This window comes from Streptomyces sp. NPDC051976, assembly GCF_040680795.1.
GTDB lineage: Bacteria > Actinomycetota > Actinomycetes > Streptomycetales > Streptomycetaceae > Actinacidiphila.
Window position 1 is genome coordinate 17,915 of sequence record NZ_JBFAXL010000067.1, and the last position, 18,810, is coordinate 36,724.

15 protein-coding genes and 1 pseudogene are annotated in these 18,810 nt (G+C 67.0%); 12 read left to right on the forward strand and 4 right to left on the reverse strand.

From position 1 onward, the window contains the following. Window positions 1-157: 157 nt before the first annotated feature. The 6 genes from AB0M29_RS38650 (at window position 158) to AB0M29_RS38675 (ending at window position 6,657) form a co-directional block, all read left to right on the forward strand. Complete coding sequence (locus tag AB0M29_RS38650) at window positions 158-622, forward strand: hypothetical protein (protein ID WP_365391492.1); 465 nt, start codon at window positions 158-160, stop codon at window positions 620-622. Between the two features lies 1 nt (window position 623). Further along, the gene (locus AB0M29_RS38655) at window positions 624-1,757 is read left to right on the forward strand and encodes a LacI family DNA-binding transcriptional regulator (protein ID WP_365391493.1); all 1,134 of its coding nucleotides are present in this window, start codon (window positions 624-626) and stop codon (window positions 1,755-1,757) included. A 129-nt stretch (window positions 1,758-1,886) separates the two neighbouring features. Next, window positions 1,887-3,191 (forward strand): extracellular solute-binding protein, encoded by a 1,305-nt coding sequence (locus AB0M29_RS38660; protein WP_365391494.1) that lies wholly within the window; start codon window positions 1,887-1,889, stop codon window positions 3,189-3,191. Window positions 3,192-3,278: 87 nt separating this feature from the next. Continuing rightward, window positions 3,279-4,205: a sugar ABC transporter permease gene (locus AB0M29_RS38665; protein WP_365391495.1), complete on the forward strand. Its 927-nt coding sequence runs from the start codon at window positions 3,279-3,281 to the stop codon at window positions 4,203-4,205. A gap of 1 nt (window position 4,206) precedes the next feature. Beyond that, window positions 4,207-5,121, forward strand: coding sequence for a carbohydrate ABC transporter permease (locus AB0M29_RS38670; protein WP_365391496.1), 915 nt, complete (start codon window positions 4,207-4,209; stop codon window positions 5,119-5,121). A 6-nt stretch (window positions 5,122-5,127) separates the two neighbouring features. Beyond that, window positions 5,128-6,657 carry a glycoside hydrolase family 32 protein gene (locus AB0M29_RS38675; RefSeq protein ID WP_365391497.1) on the forward strand — a complete coding sequence of 510 codons (1,530 nt, stop codon included), beginning with the start codon at window positions 5,128-5,130 and terminating at the stop codon, window positions 6,655-6,657. 694 nt (window positions 6,658-7,351) lie between these two features. On the opposite strand, the gene AB0M29_RS38680 is transcribed toward AB0M29_RS38675, so the two are convergent. Further along, on the reverse strand, window positions 7,352-9,904 hold the full coding sequence (locus tag AB0M29_RS38680; RefSeq protein WP_365391515.1) for a GH32 C-terminal domain-containing protein: 2,553 nt from the start codon (window positions 9,902-9,904) through the stop codon (window positions 7,352-7,354). Between the two features lie 139 nt (window positions 9,905-10,043). Between AB0M29_RS38680 and AB0M29_RS38685 the strand changes: the two genes are divergently transcribed. Next, complete coding sequence (locus AB0M29_RS38685) at window positions 10,044-11,075, forward strand: LacI family DNA-binding transcriptional regulator (protein ID WP_365391498.1); 1,032 nt, start codon at window positions 10,044-10,046, stop codon at window positions 11,073-11,075. 8 nt (window positions 11,076-11,083) lie between these two features. Here the strand turns inward: AB0M29_RS38685 and AB0M29_RS38690 are convergent, their stop codons facing one another. Then, window positions 11,084-13,642, reverse strand: coding sequence for a GH32 C-terminal domain-containing protein (locus AB0M29_RS38690; RefSeq protein ID WP_365391499.1), 2,559 nt, complete (start codon window positions 13,640-13,642; stop codon window positions 11,084-11,086). A 598-nt stretch (window positions 13,643-14,240) separates the two neighbouring features. Between AB0M29_RS38690 and AB0M29_RS38695 the strand changes: the two are divergent. After that, window positions 14,241-14,429: pseudogene (locus AB0M29_RS38695) on the forward strand (helix-turn-helix transcriptional regulator); the annotation flags it as partial. 49 nt (window positions 14,430-14,478) lie between these two features. Here AB0M29_RS38695 and AB0M29_RS38700 read toward each other — a convergent pair. After that, window positions 14,479-15,219: a TetR/AcrR family transcriptional regulator C-terminal domain-containing protein gene (locus AB0M29_RS38700; RefSeq protein ID WP_365391500.1), complete on the reverse strand. Its 741-nt coding sequence runs from the start codon at window positions 15,217-15,219 to the stop codon at window positions 14,479-14,481. Window positions 15,220-15,275: 56 nt separating this feature from the next. On the opposite strand from AB0M29_RS38700, the gene AB0M29_RS38705 reads away from it, so the two are divergent. Continuing rightward, window positions 15,276-16,769, forward strand: a complete 1,494-nt coding sequence (locus AB0M29_RS38705) for an MFS transporter (protein ID WP_365391501.1) — start codon at window positions 15,276-15,278, stop codon at window positions 16,767-16,769. A gap of 20 nt (window positions 16,770-16,789) precedes the next feature. On the opposite strand, the gene AB0M29_RS38710 is transcribed toward AB0M29_RS38705, so the two are convergent. Further along, window positions 16,790-17,161 carry a transposase gene (locus AB0M29_RS38710; protein WP_365391502.1) on the reverse strand — a complete coding sequence of 124 codons (372 nt, stop codon included), beginning with the start codon at window positions 17,159-17,161 and terminating at the stop codon, window positions 16,790-16,792. 155 nt (window positions 17,162-17,316) lie between these two features. Here AB0M29_RS38710 and AB0M29_RS38715 point away from each other — a divergent pair, with 155 nt between their 5' ends. From AB0M29_RS38715 to AB0M29_RS38725, 3 genes are all read left to right on the forward strand, one after another. Beyond that, window positions 17,317-17,796, forward strand: coding sequence for a winged helix-turn-helix domain-containing protein (locus AB0M29_RS38715; protein WP_365391503.1), 480 nt, complete (start codon window positions 17,317-17,319; stop codon window positions 17,794-17,796). Between the two features lie 110 nt (window positions 17,797-17,906). Beyond that, window positions 17,907-18,320, forward strand: coding sequence for a hypothetical protein (locus tag AB0M29_RS38720; RefSeq protein WP_365391504.1), 414 nt, complete (start codon window positions 17,907-17,909; stop codon window positions 18,318-18,320). A gap of 211 nt (window positions 18,321-18,531) precedes the next feature. Continuing rightward, entirely contained in the window at window positions 18,532-18,747 is a 216-nt protein-coding gene (locus AB0M29_RS38725; protein WP_365391505.1) for a hypothetical protein, read from the forward strand. Window positions 18,748-18,810: the final 63 nt, after the last annotated feature.

The following is an 18,810-nucleotide window of genomic DNA, read 5'->3' on the forward strand; positions in this document are numbered from 1 at the left end:
TCAGACACGGAGCGTGATCAATATGGAGGCGGGGACTTCGCCTCCACGTCCGGCGCGGGGCCGCCGCTTCACCGGTACGACCCCAAGCCGACCCGACCATCACATCGTTCACGCCGCCGCCCCTGGCATCCCGCCGAGCGCGCCGAGGAGGACAACGATGAAACAGCTCACCGGGCCGCTCACCTGCGCCGCGTACCTTCGCTGCTATCCCCGGGACGACTGGGCCATGATGGGCCTGCAAAGCGCACTGGAGAGGCACGCGCTCGTCCTGGGTCTGCCCACTCCCGCCGCGTACATCGACAACGGCTGCCCCTCCGGCGAACCTGCCCCGGGCCGCACGCAATTGGACAGGGCCGTCGCCGCGGGGTGGGTCAGCGTTGTGCTCGTGCCGGGCCCCTGGGTCTTCGCGCTGAACGATGCCGACGCATGCAGGGCAGTTGAGGAGTTCACCAAGCAGGGCTGCGAGGTCATCGAGCTTCCGCGCGTCCAGCTCGCCGCCCCTCGGGGAAGCACGGTCTACACCTGGGATCGCCACTCCTTTCGGCCGCTGACCTGCCCGCCCACGCGGAGCGGGAGCCTCAGCTCCCTCCGGACAGGACACGAGTCGGTGCCGAGCCGTTGACATGGACGTCAATGTGCATGAGCCTCATCGCAACCCAGCCGCCCAAACGTTTTGGCAGGTCCTCATGAAACGCATCGGACTCAAGGATGTGGCCGCTGCGGCCGGCGTTTCGGTCACCACGGTGTCCCACGTACTGAACGACGTGCAGGGCAAGCGCATCAACTCCGCGACCCGGCAGACGGTGCTGGACGCGGCTGAGCGAATGGGATATCTGCCCAACGGCCTGGCTCGCGGACTGCGCCTGAGCCGGTCGAACACCGTGGGTTTCGTCTCCGACGAGATCGCGACCACGCCCCATGCGGGTCAGATCATCCGGGGAGCGCAGGAGGCTGCGGCCACGCGCGGCCTGATGCTGCTGATGCTGAACACCGGCGGCGACCAGGAGCTGGAGGACAAGGAGATCGCGCTGCTGCTCCAGCACCGCGTGGACGGCGTGCTCTACGCCGCGATGTACCACCGGGTGGTAGAGGTGCCCGAGCGGCTGCGTTCGGTTCCCACCGTCCTTCTGGACGCACGCAGTGACGATCCCGGCATCGCCTCGGTCGTACCGGACGAGGAGCAAGGCGGTCGAACAGCGACCCGTGAGCTGCTGGCCCGCGGTCACCGGCGGATCGGTTTCGTCAACCACATCGAGGACATCCCCGCTGCGCGGGGCCGGCTGGCGGGCTATAAGGCGGAGCTGGCGGGAGCGGGGATCGCCTTCGACCCCAATCTTGTGGTCGCCCACAACGCGGTTGGCTCGGGCGGCTACCAGGGAGCCCGGGCACTGCTCGACCAGGAGCACCCTCCGACCGCGCTGTTCTGCTTCAACGACCGTATGGCGATGGGTGCCTACCGGGCGGCGGCGGAAGCCGGGCTCGCCATTCCGGCGGACCTGTCGGTGATCGGGTTCGACAACCAGGAGCTGATCAGCGAGAACCTCTTCCCAGCTCTGACCACTGTGGCACTTCCGCATTACGAGATGGGTGCGCGGGCGATCGTGCACCTCCAGCAGGCGATCGACGCGGCGGCTGGCGCTGCGCCCGCAGCCGCAGCCGTCCATGAGTACCTGCATTGTCCGCTGATCTTGCGGGACTCGGTCGGTCCGCCGCCCGGCCGTGATGCCGGACAGCCAAGAACCACACCTACGGGGTGAACGCCGAGGGCGATCGCTTCGCCGCCCTGGTCGTTGACCCGGAGTGGCGAAGCACCACCAAGAGTTGACCGCCGAGGCCGGTCGCCTGGCGAGTTCCTCGCGGAACCTGCCTAGTGAGAGGGATGAACGATGGGATCGCACACCAGACGCCTCACGGCGGCCGGTCTGGCCGCAGCCACCGCCATGGCCGTGGTCGCCGCGTGCGGGGCCAGCAGCAACGGCTCGGGGTCGGGCTCGGACGGCAACACCATCTCCTTGTGGACCCACAACGCTGGCAACGCCGGGGAGTACAAGGCGGTCCAGCAGATCGTCAAGGACTTCAACGCGAGCCAGAGCACGTACAAGGTGAAGATCCAGGCGTTCCCGCAGGAGTCCTACAACGACTCGGTGGTGGCCGCCGCATCGGCCAAGAAGCTACCGTGCATCCTGGACAGCGACGGACCCAACGTTCCGAACTGGGCCTGGGGCGGATACCTGGCACCGTTGGACCTGACCGGCAGCCAGACACCGTTGTCCGATCAGCTACCCAGCACCGTCGGCACGTACCGGGGCAAGACCTACACCTTCGGGCTCTACGATGTCGCGCTGACGATGTTCGCACGCAAGTCCGTACTGGAAGCCAACAAGATCCGCATCCCGACCATCGACAAGCCCTGGACCAAGCAGGAGTTCGAGTCCGCACTGGCCACGCTGAAGGCATCCGGAAAGTTCACCTACCCGCTGGAGATGGGCACTGGTGGCACCGGCGAGTGGTGGCCGTACGCATACTCGCCACAGCTGCAAAGCTTCGGCGGTGACCTGATCGACCGTTCCCAGTACAAGACCGCCGACAAGGCCCTGAACGGTCCCCAGGCCGTGGCCTGGGGAACGTGGTTCCACTCCCTGGTGACGCACGGGTATATGGCACAGAAGTCCGGCGCCAGCCCCAACAACGACTTCCTCAACGGCAAGTCGGCCATCGAATGGGACGGCAGTTGGGATGCGGCCACGAACGCGGCCAAGCTCGGCAGCGACCTGGCGATCCTGCCGCCCGTGGACCTCGGGAAGGGACCCAAGATCGGCGGCGCCTCCTGGCAGTGGGGCATGAGTGCGACCTGCAGCAACAAGGCAGGAGCCCAGGCGTACCTGAAGTTCTCGCGGCAGACGAAGTACTTCGTGGACATGGCCAAGGCCGCGGGCACCATCCCGGCCACTGCCGCCGCGGCCGCTCAGATACCCGGCTACCAGCCCGGTGGGCCCTACACTTTCTTCACTCAGGAGGCCCGGAAGTTCGCGGTGGTCCGCCCCGTCACACCGGCGTATCCGTTCATCTCCTCGGTCTTCGAGAAGACCGCCAAGGACATCCTGGCCGGCGCCGACCCCAAGAACGCGCTGGACCAGGCGGTGCAGCAGATCAACACGAACCTGAAGACCAACAGCTACTACACCGGCTGACCGCCCCCACACCTCCAGGCGGGGTCGGCTCCAGGCCTACTGGCCACCGCCGTTCCCCGCCGGAGTACTGATCCGCCCGGAGTCTCCGTGACCACCACCATCACCGCAAGCGCTCGGCCGCCCAGCGCCGCGAGGCGCCTCCGGCGGCGCAGGGAGCAGCTGACCGCATTCGGCATGGTCAGCCCCGCTGCCCTGCTGCTGCTGTGCTTCCTCGTGGTTCCCGTTGCGCTGGCCTTCGGCCTGGCCTTCACCAGCGCGCGGCTGGTCTCCCCCACTCCAGCCCACTTCGTCGGCCTGGAGAACTTCCGTCTGCTCTTCAATGACCCGGTCTTCACCCGGTCGCTGATCAACACCCTTGTCTTTGCTGCCGTGGTCGTGCCGGTCCAGGCCGGCTTCGGACTGGTGCTGGCCCTCTTGATGAACAGCAAGGTCAGGGGCACCAACTTCTTCCGCACCGTGTACTTCGTTCCCGTGATCACCTCTATGGTCGTGGTGTCGCTGGTGTGGTTGTTCCTGTACCAGAAGACCGGGCTGGTCAATCACCTCATCCACACCTTCACCTTCGGCCTGGTGACCGGGCCGGACTGGCTCAACGATCCCTCCACCGCACTGCCGGCCATCATCTTCATGTCCGTATGGCAGGGCGTAGGTTTCCACATGGTGATCTGGCTGTCGGGTCTTCAGACCATTCCGGCCGAACTGCACGAAGCAGCCGCCATCGACGGCGCCGACCGCTGGGCCCAATTCCGCAACGTGACCTGGCCCGGCCTGCGGGCGACCAGGACGTTCGTGCTGATTACGATCACCATCGACGCCTTCCGCCTGTTCACCCAGGTGAACGTGATGACACAAGGCGGCCCGCGGAACTCCACCAGCACCGTGGTCTACCAGGCGGTGCACACCGGATACCAGCAGCAGCAAACCGCCTACGCGTCCGCGATCTCACTGGTGTTCTTCGTCATCGTGCTGGCCGTCTCCCTCATCCAGCGTTTCCTGACCCGGGAGAAGGACTGACATGCCGACCCCACAGACCCTGACTCCCTCCGACGGCCGGACCCGCCCCAACGCATGGCGGCGCGTACCAGGTGTGCTCCTGAAAATCGCGCTCGCGTTGTTCTTCGCCTTCCCGATCGTTTTCATGCTGGTCTCGTCCTTCAAACCGGACCAGCAGATCTTCAAGGACCTGGGCAACATCCGGGCGTTCCTGCCCGTCGGCGACGTGTCCCTGGACAACTACCGTGCCGTCTTCGACCGCGTGCCGGCCACCCGGTTCCTGGTGAACTCCCTCGTCATCTCAGCGGTCACCGTCGCCCTGGGCATCGTCGTGAACAGCCTGGCGGCATTCGCCCTGTCCCGGATGCGCTGGCCCGGACGCCGACTGGCACTGACCTTGATCATCGCAACGCTCGTCGTGCCGTTCGAGACGTTCGCCCTGCCGATGGTCTGGTGGGTCAACAAGCTGCCCTGGCTCCAGCTCAACGGGTTCCACCTGGTGATCACACAAGGATGGCTGGACACCTACCGGGTGCAGATCCTGCCCTTCGTCGCCAACGCCTTCTCCATCTTCCTGTTCCACCAGTACTTCCAGTCGATCCCAAAAGAACTGGACGAGGCAGCGCTCATGGACGGCGCCAGCTGGTTCGGCGTCTACCGGCGCATCATCATGCCCTTGTCGGGACCCGCGGTCGCGACCGTCGCGATCCTGACATTCCTGCCCATGTGGAACTCCTACCTGTGGCCGCTGATGACAATCCAGGATGAGCACCTTCGGCCCGTCATGATCGGCCTGCAGTACTTCTTCCAGCTCAATGTCTCCTGGGGCCAGATCATGGCCTACTCCACCATGATTACCGTGCCGGTGCTGGCGCTGTTCCTTGCCTTCCAGCGCTCCTTCATCAACAGCATCGCCTCCAGCGGCGTCAAGGGCTGACCGCCAATGCCTCGTCACGCCACGCCCGGGCGATCGCGGCCCCACGACCCACGAAGGACACACGTGTCTCATGCTGCCCGCGATCCCCACCTGCCGTCGGTCCATCTCAGGCCGCCCGCAAACTGGATCAACGATCCCAACGGCCTGTGCTACCACGACGGCCACTACCACGTCTTCCACCAGTACAACCCGCACGGGCCAGAGCACTCGAATATCCACTGGGGCCATTTCCGCAGCACGGACCTGGTCTCCTGGGAGCAGCTGCCGGTCGCCCTCGCCCCGTCACCCGGCGGCGAGGACGCCGACGGGTGCTTCTCCGGCAACGCGGTCTCCCACCGCGGCCGCCTCATCGCCTTCTACTCCGCCTACCGCAGCGACCGCTGGTACCAGCCCGTGGCCGCAGCGCACTCGAGCGACGGAGGGATCACCTGGGACAAGCAACCCGCCTTGGCGATCTCCGCACCACCCGCGGGCACGACTATGTACCGCGACCCCTATGTCTGGCACGAGGACGACCGGTGGCGCATGCTGGTCGGCGCCAGCCTCACCGGCGACCGCGGCGCGGCCCTTTTGTACGAATCCGCTGAGCTTGAAACCTGGCGGTACCTGGGCCCGTTCCTGTCCGAAGACAACAGCCCCATGCCGGGAGACGGCGGATGGACAGGCTGGGAGTGCCCCCAGTTCGCCACCTTCGGCGACCGAGCAGCCCTCATCGTCAGTCTGTGGGACGCCGTCAGCGGACCCAGCAGCGTGCGGGCATACGTCGGAACCGAACACCACGGTGCCTTTCAGGCGGCCTCGCACCACCGGCTCGACCACGGACCGGACTTCTATGCCCCGGCATTGCTCCGCGCACCGGATGGACGTTGGCTGCTGTGGGCCTGGTCCCCGGAAGCCCGCGACGCGGCGTGGTCCGCGCAAGCCGGCTGGGCAGGCATCCTCACCCTGCCCCGCGAGATATCCCTGACCGAAGACGGACGCGTGGCGCAGCAACCAGCACGTGAAGTGGCGAACCAGCGCACCCGCCACACGGTGCACGCTACCGGCCACTCAGCCGCAGCCACCGATCTCGGCCCCGTCGGTTCGACATTCGACCTCACCGCTCGGCTGCGGCCGCAGGCCGGTACTGCCGCCGGTCTGCGCCTGGTCACAGCGGCCGACGCAACGGAATACCTCGACATCACGATCGACACCGAAGCCGGAGAGCTTGTGGTGGACCGCAACCGGGCCTCACTGGACACCCGGGCCCACAAGGGACGCTACGCCGTGCCCTTGTACGACGCGGCAGCCGAGGACGGCACCGTAGAACTACGGGCTGTGGTGGACGCCTCGATCGTGGAGATCTTCCTGTCCTCCGGCCAGGCCCTGACGCTTCGCTGGTATCCGACTGCCGGACCGGCCGGGCGCCTGCACACTGTGGGCAGCGGGCACTACACCGTCGATGTCTGGGAGCTTCAGCCGCAGCTCCCGGCCTCGCAATCGCAGCCGGCCACCTCCCAAACAGACCCGCCTGGACGGTGCCCGGCCGTCTCCTGACGCCGGCCCGCTCCTTTCGTCGGCTGGGACGCGCCACCCGCGGCTCCCGGCCGACCTTCACCCCCTACGAGCACGGCGCCTACGCGGGAGCCTGGGAATCCGCGGAGTACCGGCATCCAATCCGTCCCAGGGAAGGGACAAAGTCACAGGCCTGAGGCGATGTCCACGGCGATCACGGAGACGTCCCTGGGCGGAGCCCTGGCCTGGCGCTGATGCGGTGTCCTGGCGATCACCAGCGGGTGCAGATCGCAGCGGTGTGACAATCCGGTGGCCGGCACGAAAGCAACGAAGCTCCGCGCCACAACCCCGTTCGGCGCGAACAACTCGGACATCCGCACCGGCCACGAGCAGCGAACATGGCCCCCTTGCACAGCTTCGCGATCAGCACCCTGCGCGCCGCCGGACACAGCGCAATCGCCGACGGCCTGCGCGAGATCTCCGACAAGCCGTTTCCCGACTGCTGGGCCTTATCGGCCTGCCGTGACCAGCAATGCCACGTGCTGATCACCCAGACGTTGGATCAGCCCTGGCCCGGCAGGGCTGATAGGCGTCGCGCAACAGCCGGTTGGTGGAGCACACGGCGGGGGTGTCCGTTCGGGAACCCGCCCTCGTTCGTCCGCGGGCCCCGGCAGGTTCGGCTGGAAGTGGAGCGGCGGGTCCGAACGGCGATGCGCCGTTCGGACCCGCCTGACATTCAGAGGCCTAGCCTCCATGCGGTCAGTTGTGTGACGTGGGCCGTCCCTGCGAGGGCGAACGCGCTCATCCCGGTGTCGCCGGGGCCGGGGAAGATCTGGTCGGTGAGCGTGACCAGGCCCCCGTTGGCGTAGACCTCGATCGACGAGGCATCGACGACCACATGAAGACGCAACTTGCCGTGGTCGAGGGTGAGCGGCGCACGGTGTACGCCGGGGAACGCCGGATGGAAGCTGGTGTCTCCAGACTCCGTTCGGTCAATGTATAGCTCACCGGTCTTGGTGTCGTAGCCGAGGCGGGTCTTGTGGCCCGCGCCCGAGCGCAGGTCAAGACCGAATGTCGTGGCACTGCCAGGGCTCAAGACCGCGTCAATCTCGGTTACCGGTCCACGATCGCCCAGCGGCACGGCGGTACCGGACACCGCCCGGTCCTTGACCTCCAACGGCGTCCCCCGCCGTAGTTCCGACAAGTCCACCGGCTCGGACACGAGCCGCAGGTTGCCGTCCACGGAGCGCAGCGACAGCTTGCGGGGCAACGAGTCAGCACTGCGCCAGGGGCTGGTGGGGATGTTCTGGCCGTAGTCCCAGTTGTTCATCCATGCCACCATGATCCGCTGCCCGCCTGGGGCATCGTTGTAGGTGGCCGCGGCGTAGAAGTCCGCCCCGTAGTCGACCCAGTGCGCGCGTTCGACGTTGCCGAGGGCGGGGGCGTCGGCGAACGTGAACTGGTCGGCCAAGATGTGTCCCCAACTGCCCTGGTTGGCGTCGACGATCTGTATCCGGGCCTTCTTCCCTGCCAGGTCCGCGAGGTTCCACGACGCCCAGTCCAGAGATTCGCTGTTCTGCCCGGTCGCGGTGCGCACCACCTTCCCGTCGACCAGGAGGTTGACGGAGGTCTGCGCATCGCGCGGCTTGGCCGCGACGTCGGAGAACACAATGTGGTCGAGCATGAGATGCCCCCACCCGCCGACGGCGTCGTCGACGACCTGGACAGTGGCCTGCTTGCCGATCAGGTCATTGACGTCCCAGGACGTCCACAGCATGTCGGAGCTGTCCAGGCCGGTCGCGGTGCGTACGACTTTCCCGTCGACGACCAGGTTGAACGCGGCTGCACCATCTCTGCCGTAGGGGTGGTCGCCACCCGCGATGAGGAAGTCGATGTAGCGGCGGGTGATCGTGAAGGTTGGCGAGGTGATGGTGCCGGTTGCCGGGTCGCAGGAGTCGACGCAGGTGTCCAGGGCTTTGCCGCCTATCTGGCCCGGGAGCGGGCCTGGGGCGGGACCGGCATTGACGAAGGACCCGGTGGCAGTCCAACCGTCGCCCCAGGTGGAACCCTCGAAGTCTGCGAACACGTCGCCGGGCGGCGGGGTGCCATCACCCGTGCCGTCGACGTGGGGGTGCTTGCCACCTCCGACCAGGAAGTTCAGGTACGGCTTGCCGACGGTGAATTCCGGTGAGGTCAGCGTCCCGGTCGAGGCGTCGTGGTCGAGGAAGCTGTTGACCAGTCCGGCGCCGACGAAGCCCGACACGTCCTGCTGGTCGGGCAGGGTGCCGGCCGCCGGTGCGGTGCCGAACGCGGTGCCGGTGGTGGTCCAGGGGCCGTAGCCGTCTTCGAAGTCGGCCAGGACCATGCCGGCAGGCGGCGTGTAGCTCGGCGGGTCATCGGAGGTGAACCTGGTTCCGTCGAAATCTCCGGTGAAGTACTGGGCCCCTGATCCGCCCGCGATCCCGCCCGGGTTGATGTTGACGACCAGAACCCACTTGTGCCGGTGCCCGGCACCGGCCACTGGCAGTTCGAACAGGTCGGGGCACTCCCACAGGCCTCCGGTTGCTCCGGCGGGGCCGAAGTCGCTCAGCGCCGTCCACGCCTTCAGGTCCGGCGAGGAGTAGAAGCGGACCCTCTGCTGGTCGGACAAGGCGACCACCATCAGCCAGCGGTGGGTTGCCTGCTGCCAGAACACCTTGGGATCGCGGAAGTTGTTCGAGCCGATGTCGAGGACAGGGTTGCCGGAGTACTTGGTCCAGGTAAGGCCCTCGTCCGTGCTGTAGGCCAGGGACTGTGCCTGCTTCCCGGTCTGCTTGTAGTTGCTGGTGTACACCGCGACCAGCGGGGGGTTGCGAGAGGTGCCGAGGCCGCTGGTGTTGTTTCGGTCGAGGACGACGCTGCCGGAGAACACCATCTCCTGATCGTCCTGCGGGATCGCCAGCGGCAGCTCCTTCCAGTGCACCAGGTCAGTGCTGACAGCGTGCCCCCAGGACATATTGCCCCAGGTATTGCCGGACGGGTTGTACTGGTAGAAGAGGTGATACTTACCCTTGTAGAAGATCAACCCATTCGGGTCGTTCATCCAATTCTGCGCGGGTGTGTAGTGGATTTGCGGCCGGTAGGGCTCAGACCCGGGGCCGGCGACGGCAGGTCTGGGGATTTGCTGCCGGGAGACCTCAGACCCGGGGTTGGCGACAGCAGCCCTGCTCGCGCCCAGCAGAGCGACGGACAACAGCGCGAGGGTCAGCAGTGCGCGCAGCCAGGGATGGCCGCGATGAGGGATCCGCATGACTTCTCTCCGAAATGAAGGCGAAGGATCGAGGAAACGTTTCCTGGAGTGCCCGCTAGCATGTGCCAAGAGGTGCCCAATGTCCATGGGTCGGGACCCACCGCCTCGGGCGGTGAGGTCTGCGCGGGAGGAGACGGCGATGACCGCAGGCGGAGCGCGGCCGAGCAGCAAGCGCGTGACGATGCGCGACGTCGCGGCGTTTGCCGGGGTGGGCCTTACGACGGTCTCCCGGGTCGTCAACGGCGTACTGGTCGATCCGGTACTGACTGCCCAGGTCCGCGACGCAGTCGAGCAGCTCGGTTATCGTCACGACGCCACCGCCAGCAATCTGCGCCGTACCGACCGTCGCACGGACACAGTCGGACTCGTCCTCGAAGACGTCGCCAACCCGTTTTCTTCTTCGCTGCACCGCGCTGTTGAGGACGTCGTGGCTGAACGGGGCTTGCTCCTCCTTACGGGCAGCAGCGACGAGGATCCACGGCGGGAACGCAGCCTGCTTACCTCCCTCCTGACCCGCCGGGTGGACGGCCTGGTGGTCCTGCCGACGGGCGAGGTGGGCAAGGAACTCGCCTCCGCGCGGCAGTTCGGAACTCCGGTGGTGTGCGTCGACCGGATGTTGGCGCTCGACGGCGTCGACACCGTGACCGTCGACAATGCCGGCGGCATCGCGGAGGCGGTGCGGCGGCTCACCTCGCTGGGACATCGCAAGATTGCCTTCCTCGGAGACCGGACGTCGCTGTGGACCGCGCAGCAGCGCTGGGATGGATTCGTAGCGGCGATGACCCAGGCCCGGTGCGCGGTGCGCACCTCTTGGGCCCGCCGGGATATCCACGACATCGCCGCGGCCGAAAGCGCCACGATCGAGATCTTCACCGGCCGGGACTCGCCGACCGCGCTGATCACCGCCCAGAACCTGCTGACGATCGGTGCGCGACGCGTGCTGCAGCAGCTGCAGCTGCAGCACTCCGTCGCGCACGTGGGCTTCGACGACTTCGAGATGGCGGATCTGCTCGATCCGCCGTTGTCCGTCGTCGCACAGGATCCAGCGGAAATAGGCAGAACAGCGGCGACGATGCTACTGGCCCGGCTGGACGGGGATTCAGGCCCAGGACGGCATGTCGTTCTGCCCACCCGGTATCTCGCACGCGGCTCAGGCGAGATACCGGGCTGATCTCGGGTTTAGCTGATGGTGGTGTTCTGGGCGGTCATCGACCCGTTCCAGACGTTGAGGCCGAGGCGGCCGCTGCTGTAGGTGGTGTCGGTCACGTTGATCACCGGGGTGGTGCCGTTGTTGAAGAACACCTGGATCCTGGATCCTGCCGCTACGACTTTCAGGTGATAGACCGTGCCGGGAGAGATCGGTGTGTTGTAGACACCGAGCGTGACCCAGGGGCGCCACAGTTTGATCTCGCCGGAGGTATTCACGTTGACCGTGTAATGACCGGTCGCAGAATCGTTGGAGCGGAAAGTCAGGCCGGCGGCAGCGCCAGCGGTGTCGGGGCGGAGGTCGGCTTCGTAGGTGAAGTCCGACGCGGTCTGCGAAGACAGGAGGTAGCCGTCGCCGCTGAACGTGCCCACCTCCCCGGCTGTGGTGTCCGCCCAGGAGCCTGCCACGCTCGTCCATGGACCCGACAGGTTCGTCTTGAAACCAGAGCTCGGGCCGGAGCCAGAGTCGGGGGGCCCGACCTCTGCGTTACGGATCGTGCCGCCGCCGTTGTAGACGTTGATGCCGAACAGGCCGCTGGTGTTCGTGCTGTCGGTGACGTCGATGACGGGTGCGGCACTGTTGTCGAAATAGACCTGGATGCGGGGGCCGACGGCCACGACCTTCATGTGGTAGTCGCGCCCGCGAACTATTGGGGTATTGAACGTGCCCACCGTGACCCCTGGCCGCCAGAGCTTGACCTGGCCGCCGCCGTCGGCATTGATGTTGACCGTGTAGTGCTTGGTCAGGTCATTCGACGCCCGGAACGTGATCCCCGCAGCATTCGCGGTGTCCAGCCGCAAATCGGCCGCATAGGAGAAATCCGAGCCCGACTGCGCCGACATGTAAAACCCGTCGCCCGGCGCCGTCCCCGTCTTCCCGTCCGGCAGAGACGTCCACGACCCGCCTGCCGCGCGCCACGGACCAGTCAGATTGCTCCCGGGATTGGTCCCGTCGTCGGCCGTCGTCGTGCTGTAGATGTCCTTGAACTCACGGATCTCCACATTGGAGAACTGCGCGGGTCCGCCGACGCTGTACAGCGCGATCCCCTTGTCTTCGGGGGCGGGGAAGATCTCGCTGGAGTGGACGTATTTGCCGTCATCGACGAAGACCTCCAGCGTGGTGCGATCGACCAGGATGCGCAGATGGACGTTCTTCTTGCTGATCGGCGACCGGCTCTCCAGATATCGGCCCGACCCGTCCGGGTTGCCGGTCTGGGAGCGGTTGACGTACACGTTGCCACCGGAAACGCCGACATCGGCGTGGTGGGTGCCGTCGGCCGACTTGCGCAGCTGGAGGCCGATGTTGGTCGCGGTGTCCCAGCTCACGTCCGCGCTCAGCTCGTAGGTGCTGCCGCTGTACGACAGCGGCACCTGCCCGTTGACCGGGATCGTGCCGAGGTCGACGGTGCGGTTGACAATGCTGTCCAGGGCGCTGACGGGCTGGGAGACCAGGCTGTAGAGGCTTCCGTCTTGCTTCTTGAGGCGGATCTCTCGCACGATCGAGTCCGTGCCGTTGAAGCCGTCGTTGGACCACGTCGGAGTGGTGTCGGGGTAGTCCCAGTTGTTCATCCAGCCCATCGCGTACCGCACGGCCGGGTCGGGCGAGCCGCCGACCATCTTGTCCCAGGTGACGGCGGCGTACCAGTCCCAGCCGTAGTCCAGCCACTGCGGGGTGGCGGCGTCGGCCTGGAACCCTGTCCCGCTGAAGGTTCCGGTCCAGTACGCGTAGGTGTTCGGTAGCCCGGACGCCTTGCCGTTGGCGGACGCGCCGAGGACCCACTTCGTGGTGCCGTCGTCGGCTTGGATCGTGAATAGGTCCGGGCACTCGACGGTGCCGATTCCGCTGGCGCCGAAGTTGCTTTGGAACTGCCAGTGCTTCAGGTCGGTCGAGGTGTAGAACCCGATGGTGTTGCCCTCGGCGAGGGCCATCACCCAGCGGTTGCGGGCCGTGTCTCGGACGATCTTAGGGTCGCGGAAGTCGGTTATACCCGGGTTGGGGAGCACGGGGGTGTCGCTGTAGTGCGAGAACGTCTTCCCCCCGTCGGTGGAGTACCACAGGAACTGCGCCTGCGCTCCGTTGCTGCTGTCACGCTGGGTCATGATGGAGACAACGGCATTCGCTCCGAAGCCGGCCGTGTTCGAGCCGTCGACGACCGCGGACCCTGACCACACGTCGCCGTTGGGTTGGGTGTTCTTCGGGATGGCGACGCCTTGGTCCTGGAAGGCCAGGTTGTCCGTAGTGGTGCTCCTGCGCCACGCGGTTCCCACACTGTGTGTGTAGTCGGCGTTGTACAGGTAGTAGTACTGGTACTTGCCGTCGAGGAAGATCGGCCGTTGCGGGTCGTTCATCCAGTTGTCGGGCACGGTGAAGTGGTAGGCCGCCCGGTATACGGGCGCTTGGTCGGCCTGCGCATGCTGCGGGGTCAGAGCCGCCTGGGCGGCCGCGATCAGCAGCGCAAGCGCGATGACGACGCGGCTGACCAGGGCTGATGGGCGTCGAACGTTCACAATTCCTCCGGCTTCGGAAGACATACGACGGCTACGGAGTGGTGACACCTTCCAGCCGCGAAGGCGTGACGGGGAGGTTACCGGGATGTTGAGGAAACGTATCCTCAGCGACTGCCCGACAGCATCGGGCCGTCTCGGGGGCATGTCAACACTTTCAACCCAGCGTTCGACGACGCCGGTGGCGCACCCGTAACAAAGACGCCCGGGGGGATTGACAGGTCCACTGCCCGGGTGCAAATTCGCCGCCAACACCTCACGCCCAAACGATTGGGCAACCCGATGACACGGCACTGCGGGAGCGAGGACGCGTCCTCCGGAAGGCGGGCACCCCTCCGCGTCTCAGATGAGAACTGGTGTCGAGCCTCTTCAACCCACGACGGGGCAGGGTGAGCCAGCGATGAGGAAACGTTTCCTGGCGTGCTGCTCTCCGCACGGCGCGTTCCCGTGGGGCGCGGCTGCGCTGGAGGGTCGGACTGCACGCGGGGACACGGGCGTTGAGGTCCACCGCGGACGCACGGGCCGGACGTCTGTGCAGGCTTCGGCGGCAGGCCCGGATCGCTTATATCGGCAAGGGCAACGTGCTGACCACGTTCGTGGACGACGAACCGCTGCGGGCGCCGGCCCCCGCGAGCGCGAGGTGCTGTCGCTGATGGCCGAGGGACGCTCCAACGCCGCCATCGGCGTACGCATGTTCGTGACCGAGAAGGCCGCGAGCAAACACAGCAACAGCATCTTCAACAAGCTCGGGCTGCAGCAGTCCGAGGAGGACAACCGCAGGCTCTTGGCCGTCCTGACCTACCTGCAGGCCTGAAACTGTGGCCGGGCCGCGGCGGGCCCCCGACTCTGGCCGCACCTGCGGGTCACTCTTGGGGCAACCGGGCCGCGATGCCGTCGAGTAGGCAGTCAAGGCCGAACTCGAACCGGGCCTGCTCGCCGTCGCGTGGTACGCCCTCGCGGATGTAGCGCTCGTAGACCGGGTAGTCGCCGGCGTCCAGAAGCCAGTTCAGGCGGGCCGTGTTCGCGTCCTTGACGTCCCGCGGCGACGTCCAGCCCTCCGGTGCGCGCAGGCGGCTGCGGGTGACCTCGTCGTGGGTGCCCGCGCGGGTGTAGGCAGTCACGGCGCCAGCGATGTCGGCCATCTGTGCCACGTCCAGTCCCAGGCCATCCAGGGCGGCGAGGTGCTGTTCGGTGACGGCCAGGAACGCCGGGGTCGGGGCGAAAAGGATCCGGCCCGGGATATCGGTCACCCAGGGGTGCTTCAGGATAGCCCCGCGAAAGCGCATCGCCGAGGCCCGCAGCACCGTACGCCAGTCGCCGGCGGTGTCGTCCAGCAGCATGGCCTTGCGCACCGTGTCGAGGATCAACTCGATGACGTCGTCCTTGCCCGAGACATAGCGGTAGCAGGTCATCGAGGAGACGCCGAGCTCCGCTGCGAGCCTTCGCATCGAGACCGCCGCGATGCCCTCGGCGTCGGCGATCTTCAGCGCCGCCGCGGCGATCAGAGCATGGGTCAGCACCGGGCGGTGGGCATGCGGCGACAGCGCCATCCGCTCCCAGATCGAGGGCGCAGGAGGTGCTTTGCCAGCATGTTCGACGCTCATGCGTACAACGTTATCGCGAATTTACATCGTAAGCGTCAACGCTTACAGTGTAAATCATGGCCCAGGACAGTGACCGTTCCACACCGCCCGACGACGGGCCTGCGGACCCGAAACGCTGGCGCGCCCTAGCCGTCTGCCTCGTCGCCGGCTTCATGACCCTGCTCGACGTCAGCATCGTGAACGTCGGCCTGCCGCAGATGCAGGCCGGGCTGCACGCCTCCCCGGCGGACGTGTCATGGGTGCGCGCCGGGTACACACTCACCTTCGGCCTGGTCCTGGTCCCGTCCGGCAAACTCGGCGACGCCCTCGGCCGCAAGCGCACGTTCCTGATCGGGCTCTTCCTGTTCACCGGCGTCAGCCTGATGTGCGCGCTCGCGCCGACGGCCGGCTGGCTCGTGTTCGCCCGCCTGCTCCAGGGCGTCGCCGGCGGCCTGCTCAACCCGCAGATCATCGCGATGATCCAGCAGCTGTTCCGTGGCGACGAACGCGGTAAGGCGTTCGGCCTCTACGGCGGGACCGTCGCGGTCGCCACCGCCGTCGGCCCGCTGGCCGGTGGCCTGCTGATCCAGGCCGGCGGCTGGCGCTGGATGTTCCTGGTGAACGTACCGATCGGCGTGGTGGGCCTGGTGCTGGCCGTGCTGCTCGTCCCGACGATCCCGTCGCGCCGCCGCGGACGCGGAGTCGACATGGTCGGCGTGATGCTGCTGGGCGGCGGTGTCACGTCCGTCATGCTGCCGCTGATCGAGCAGGAGGCGGGCGGCTCTGCGGCGCACTGGTGGCTGCTCGCCCTCGCGGCGGGGCTGATGGGGGTCTTCGTCGTATGGGAGATCTGGTGGAAGGGGCGGGGGCTCGACCCGCTGGTCGATCTCAGCCTGCTGAGGATGCCGTCGTTCAGTGCCAGCGGCGTCGTCGGCCTGGCGTACTTCGCCGGGTATCCCGGCGTACTGTTCATCCTGTCGCTCTACCTCCAGCAGGGCCGCGCGTACTCGGCACTGGCGGCCGGCGCGGCGGGGATGCCGTTCGCGGTCGGATCCGCGATCAGCGCGGTCGTGAGCGGCCGCGCCGTCTATCGCATCGGCCGGGTCCTGGTCGTCGCGGGCCTGACGGCGGTGCTGGCGGGACTCGTCGCCGCGGCCGTGATCATCCAGCACGACGCCGGCGGCGCGATCTGGGAGAAACTGTTCGTCCCGCTGCTGGTGGCAGGGCTCGGCAGCGGCCTGGTTATCGGGCCCAACCAGACGCTAGCGCTCCAATTCGCCCCGATGGGCAGCAGTGGGATCGCGGCCGCGATGCTGCAGACCGGGCAGCGCATCGGCATGTCCGTCGGCACCGCGATGGCCGCGACGATGTTCTTCGGTCATCTCAAGGCCCCGCACCGCGACTACAACGGCGCAGCGTCGCTCAGCCTCTACGGCTCCGCCGCCTTCGTCGCGGTCGCCTTCGTCACGGCCCTCGTGGACCTGCTGGCCGCACGCCGGAACCTCCGTCGCGGAATTCTCCGGCAGACGACGGGCGACGCCCAAACCGGCGGCGCCGTGGTCAAGTACTGAACTTGATCGGGTGATGTCGGTCAGCCGTCCATGATCAGCCCGGTCTCGGCGAGGCAGCCGTCGACCTGTTCAGGGCAGTACTGGATCTGCTTGAGCTTGCGCTTGACGGCCCGGGTGATCTGACCGAGGTCGGCCGCGGCGAGGTTGCCGATGTCGCGCTTGACCAGCGACCAGACGCCCTCCTGCGGGTTGAGGTCGGGCGCGTAGGTGGGCAGCTGAAACACGGTCAGCCACTCGGCGTTCGCGGCGATGAACTTCCGCATTCCGGCGGTCAGGTGGAGCCGGACGTTGTCCCAGACCAGCACAATCGGACCGCCGAGCTGGTTGCGGGCGCGGACGATCAGGTCGCGGAAGTCCCGCCAGCCGACCCTGGTAAGGCAGGGATCGACCAAGATCTGCCTGCCGTGAGAGATCCCGTTGCACGATCCGTGTGCCCCCCTGGCACCCGCTCACACCGACTCCGCCCGCGATGCCGTCTTCCTGCCGGGGCACCTGGGCGAGATGATCCGTTTCATCCCCGCCGAACTTGTCGAGGGACTGTCCCCAGATGTCGAACCGTCGAGCGTGCCCTCCAACTCCTCGCGGCCGCGGAGCTGCTCCCCACCGGGGCTACGCACGCCAGGCGCTGCCGTCGGCTCCCGCACCCCAGGGTTGTTCGCTCCACCGACGAAATGAGCGCGGACAGGTGGCGAAGCGAGGGTTGGGCGGTTTCCGGCCCGTGACCGTAGTGGCCACGCGTACGGTTGTCGTACTGCTGGATGGGGTCGTTGGGGGGGCGCCGTGGTGGAACAGGGGGCCGGCGGCGCACGGCTGGGAAGACCAGCGGTGGACCCTGGCCCGGGTCCAGGAGGTTATCGCGCGCAAGTTCCATGTCACCTGTTCGATCGCGGCGGTATGGCGGTTGCTGCATCGGCACAACTGGTCTTGGCAGGCCCCAGCCCGCCTCGGTGGCAGGGTGGACGGGAAGCTGTTGCAACCGGTAGAGATGAAGATCCAGATTCGACGGCTACGAACGAGGCCAGTCTGATGCCCAACCGCTCTTCCATACGCTGCGCGACTGCGGCTCTGCTGATCGCGCCTGTCCTGGCCGCGTGTTCGAGCGCGTCGGGCGCTTCCACGCCTGCGTCTGGTACGCCGGTGACTGTGGCCGCGTCCCCGGCGGCAGCCGGTACGGTCCCGGCGCAGCCCAGTGCCTCTGCGTCGATTGTCTACCCGACGACGGACGCGTCGCCGGGGGCCGCGCCGATGGAGGTGCGGGACGCCTTCGCGGTGCTCCAAGCGACCTACAACGACAACTGCGGCACGCCCGGGAACTGCGACTACTTCCTCGACCGACTGCTGCGGAACCTGGACGACCTGGATAATGCCATGAAGGCGCGCCCGGACGGCAAGAGCCACTTCGCCAAGCCGATCGCGTGGATTACGCAGATGCAGACCACGCTCGGCGGTGACGTCTCGTTCACGAACCTGAAGAAGCACCAGAGCCTCCTCACGGGCACCCGCGACAAGATCAACACATGGATGCAGTCCCATCCCGAGGACTACCGGTAACGAGCAGGGGGCGGACTGGCGCCGAGTGATCTTTTGAGGTCCAGTAACTGAGCCTTTTTCAACCTGTTGTCGGGTGTGCCGCAGCGGTCGCTGCGAACGGGGGCTGGACTGTTTCATACAGCGTCGGTATCCAGCCGCTCCGTGTGCTCGGCTCAGTCCCAGTAAGGCCGGACACCTGCCTCACATCCCCGAACCCTCGGCGGCAGCTGCCGTGGCGTTCGGTGCCCCACACCAGTTGATCCTCCTGCTCACGGTCCTGGGCCTGGGCGCCGCCCTGTTCACCACAGGGACCCCGATCAGCTCCGTCTTCACCCTGCTCGGCGGCTGCGGCGCGATCGGCGCTGCCACCATCGCCGCGGCCGGCGGCGGCCGCCGCCTGGCCCAGGTCCTGGTCGAGGCCGCCGTACGCGCCGCAGCCGGCAGGTAGGCGGCCGCTGTGACACGAATCCCCCCGCACCCGCCGTCCGCCGAGGCGCCGTACAGCGAACTC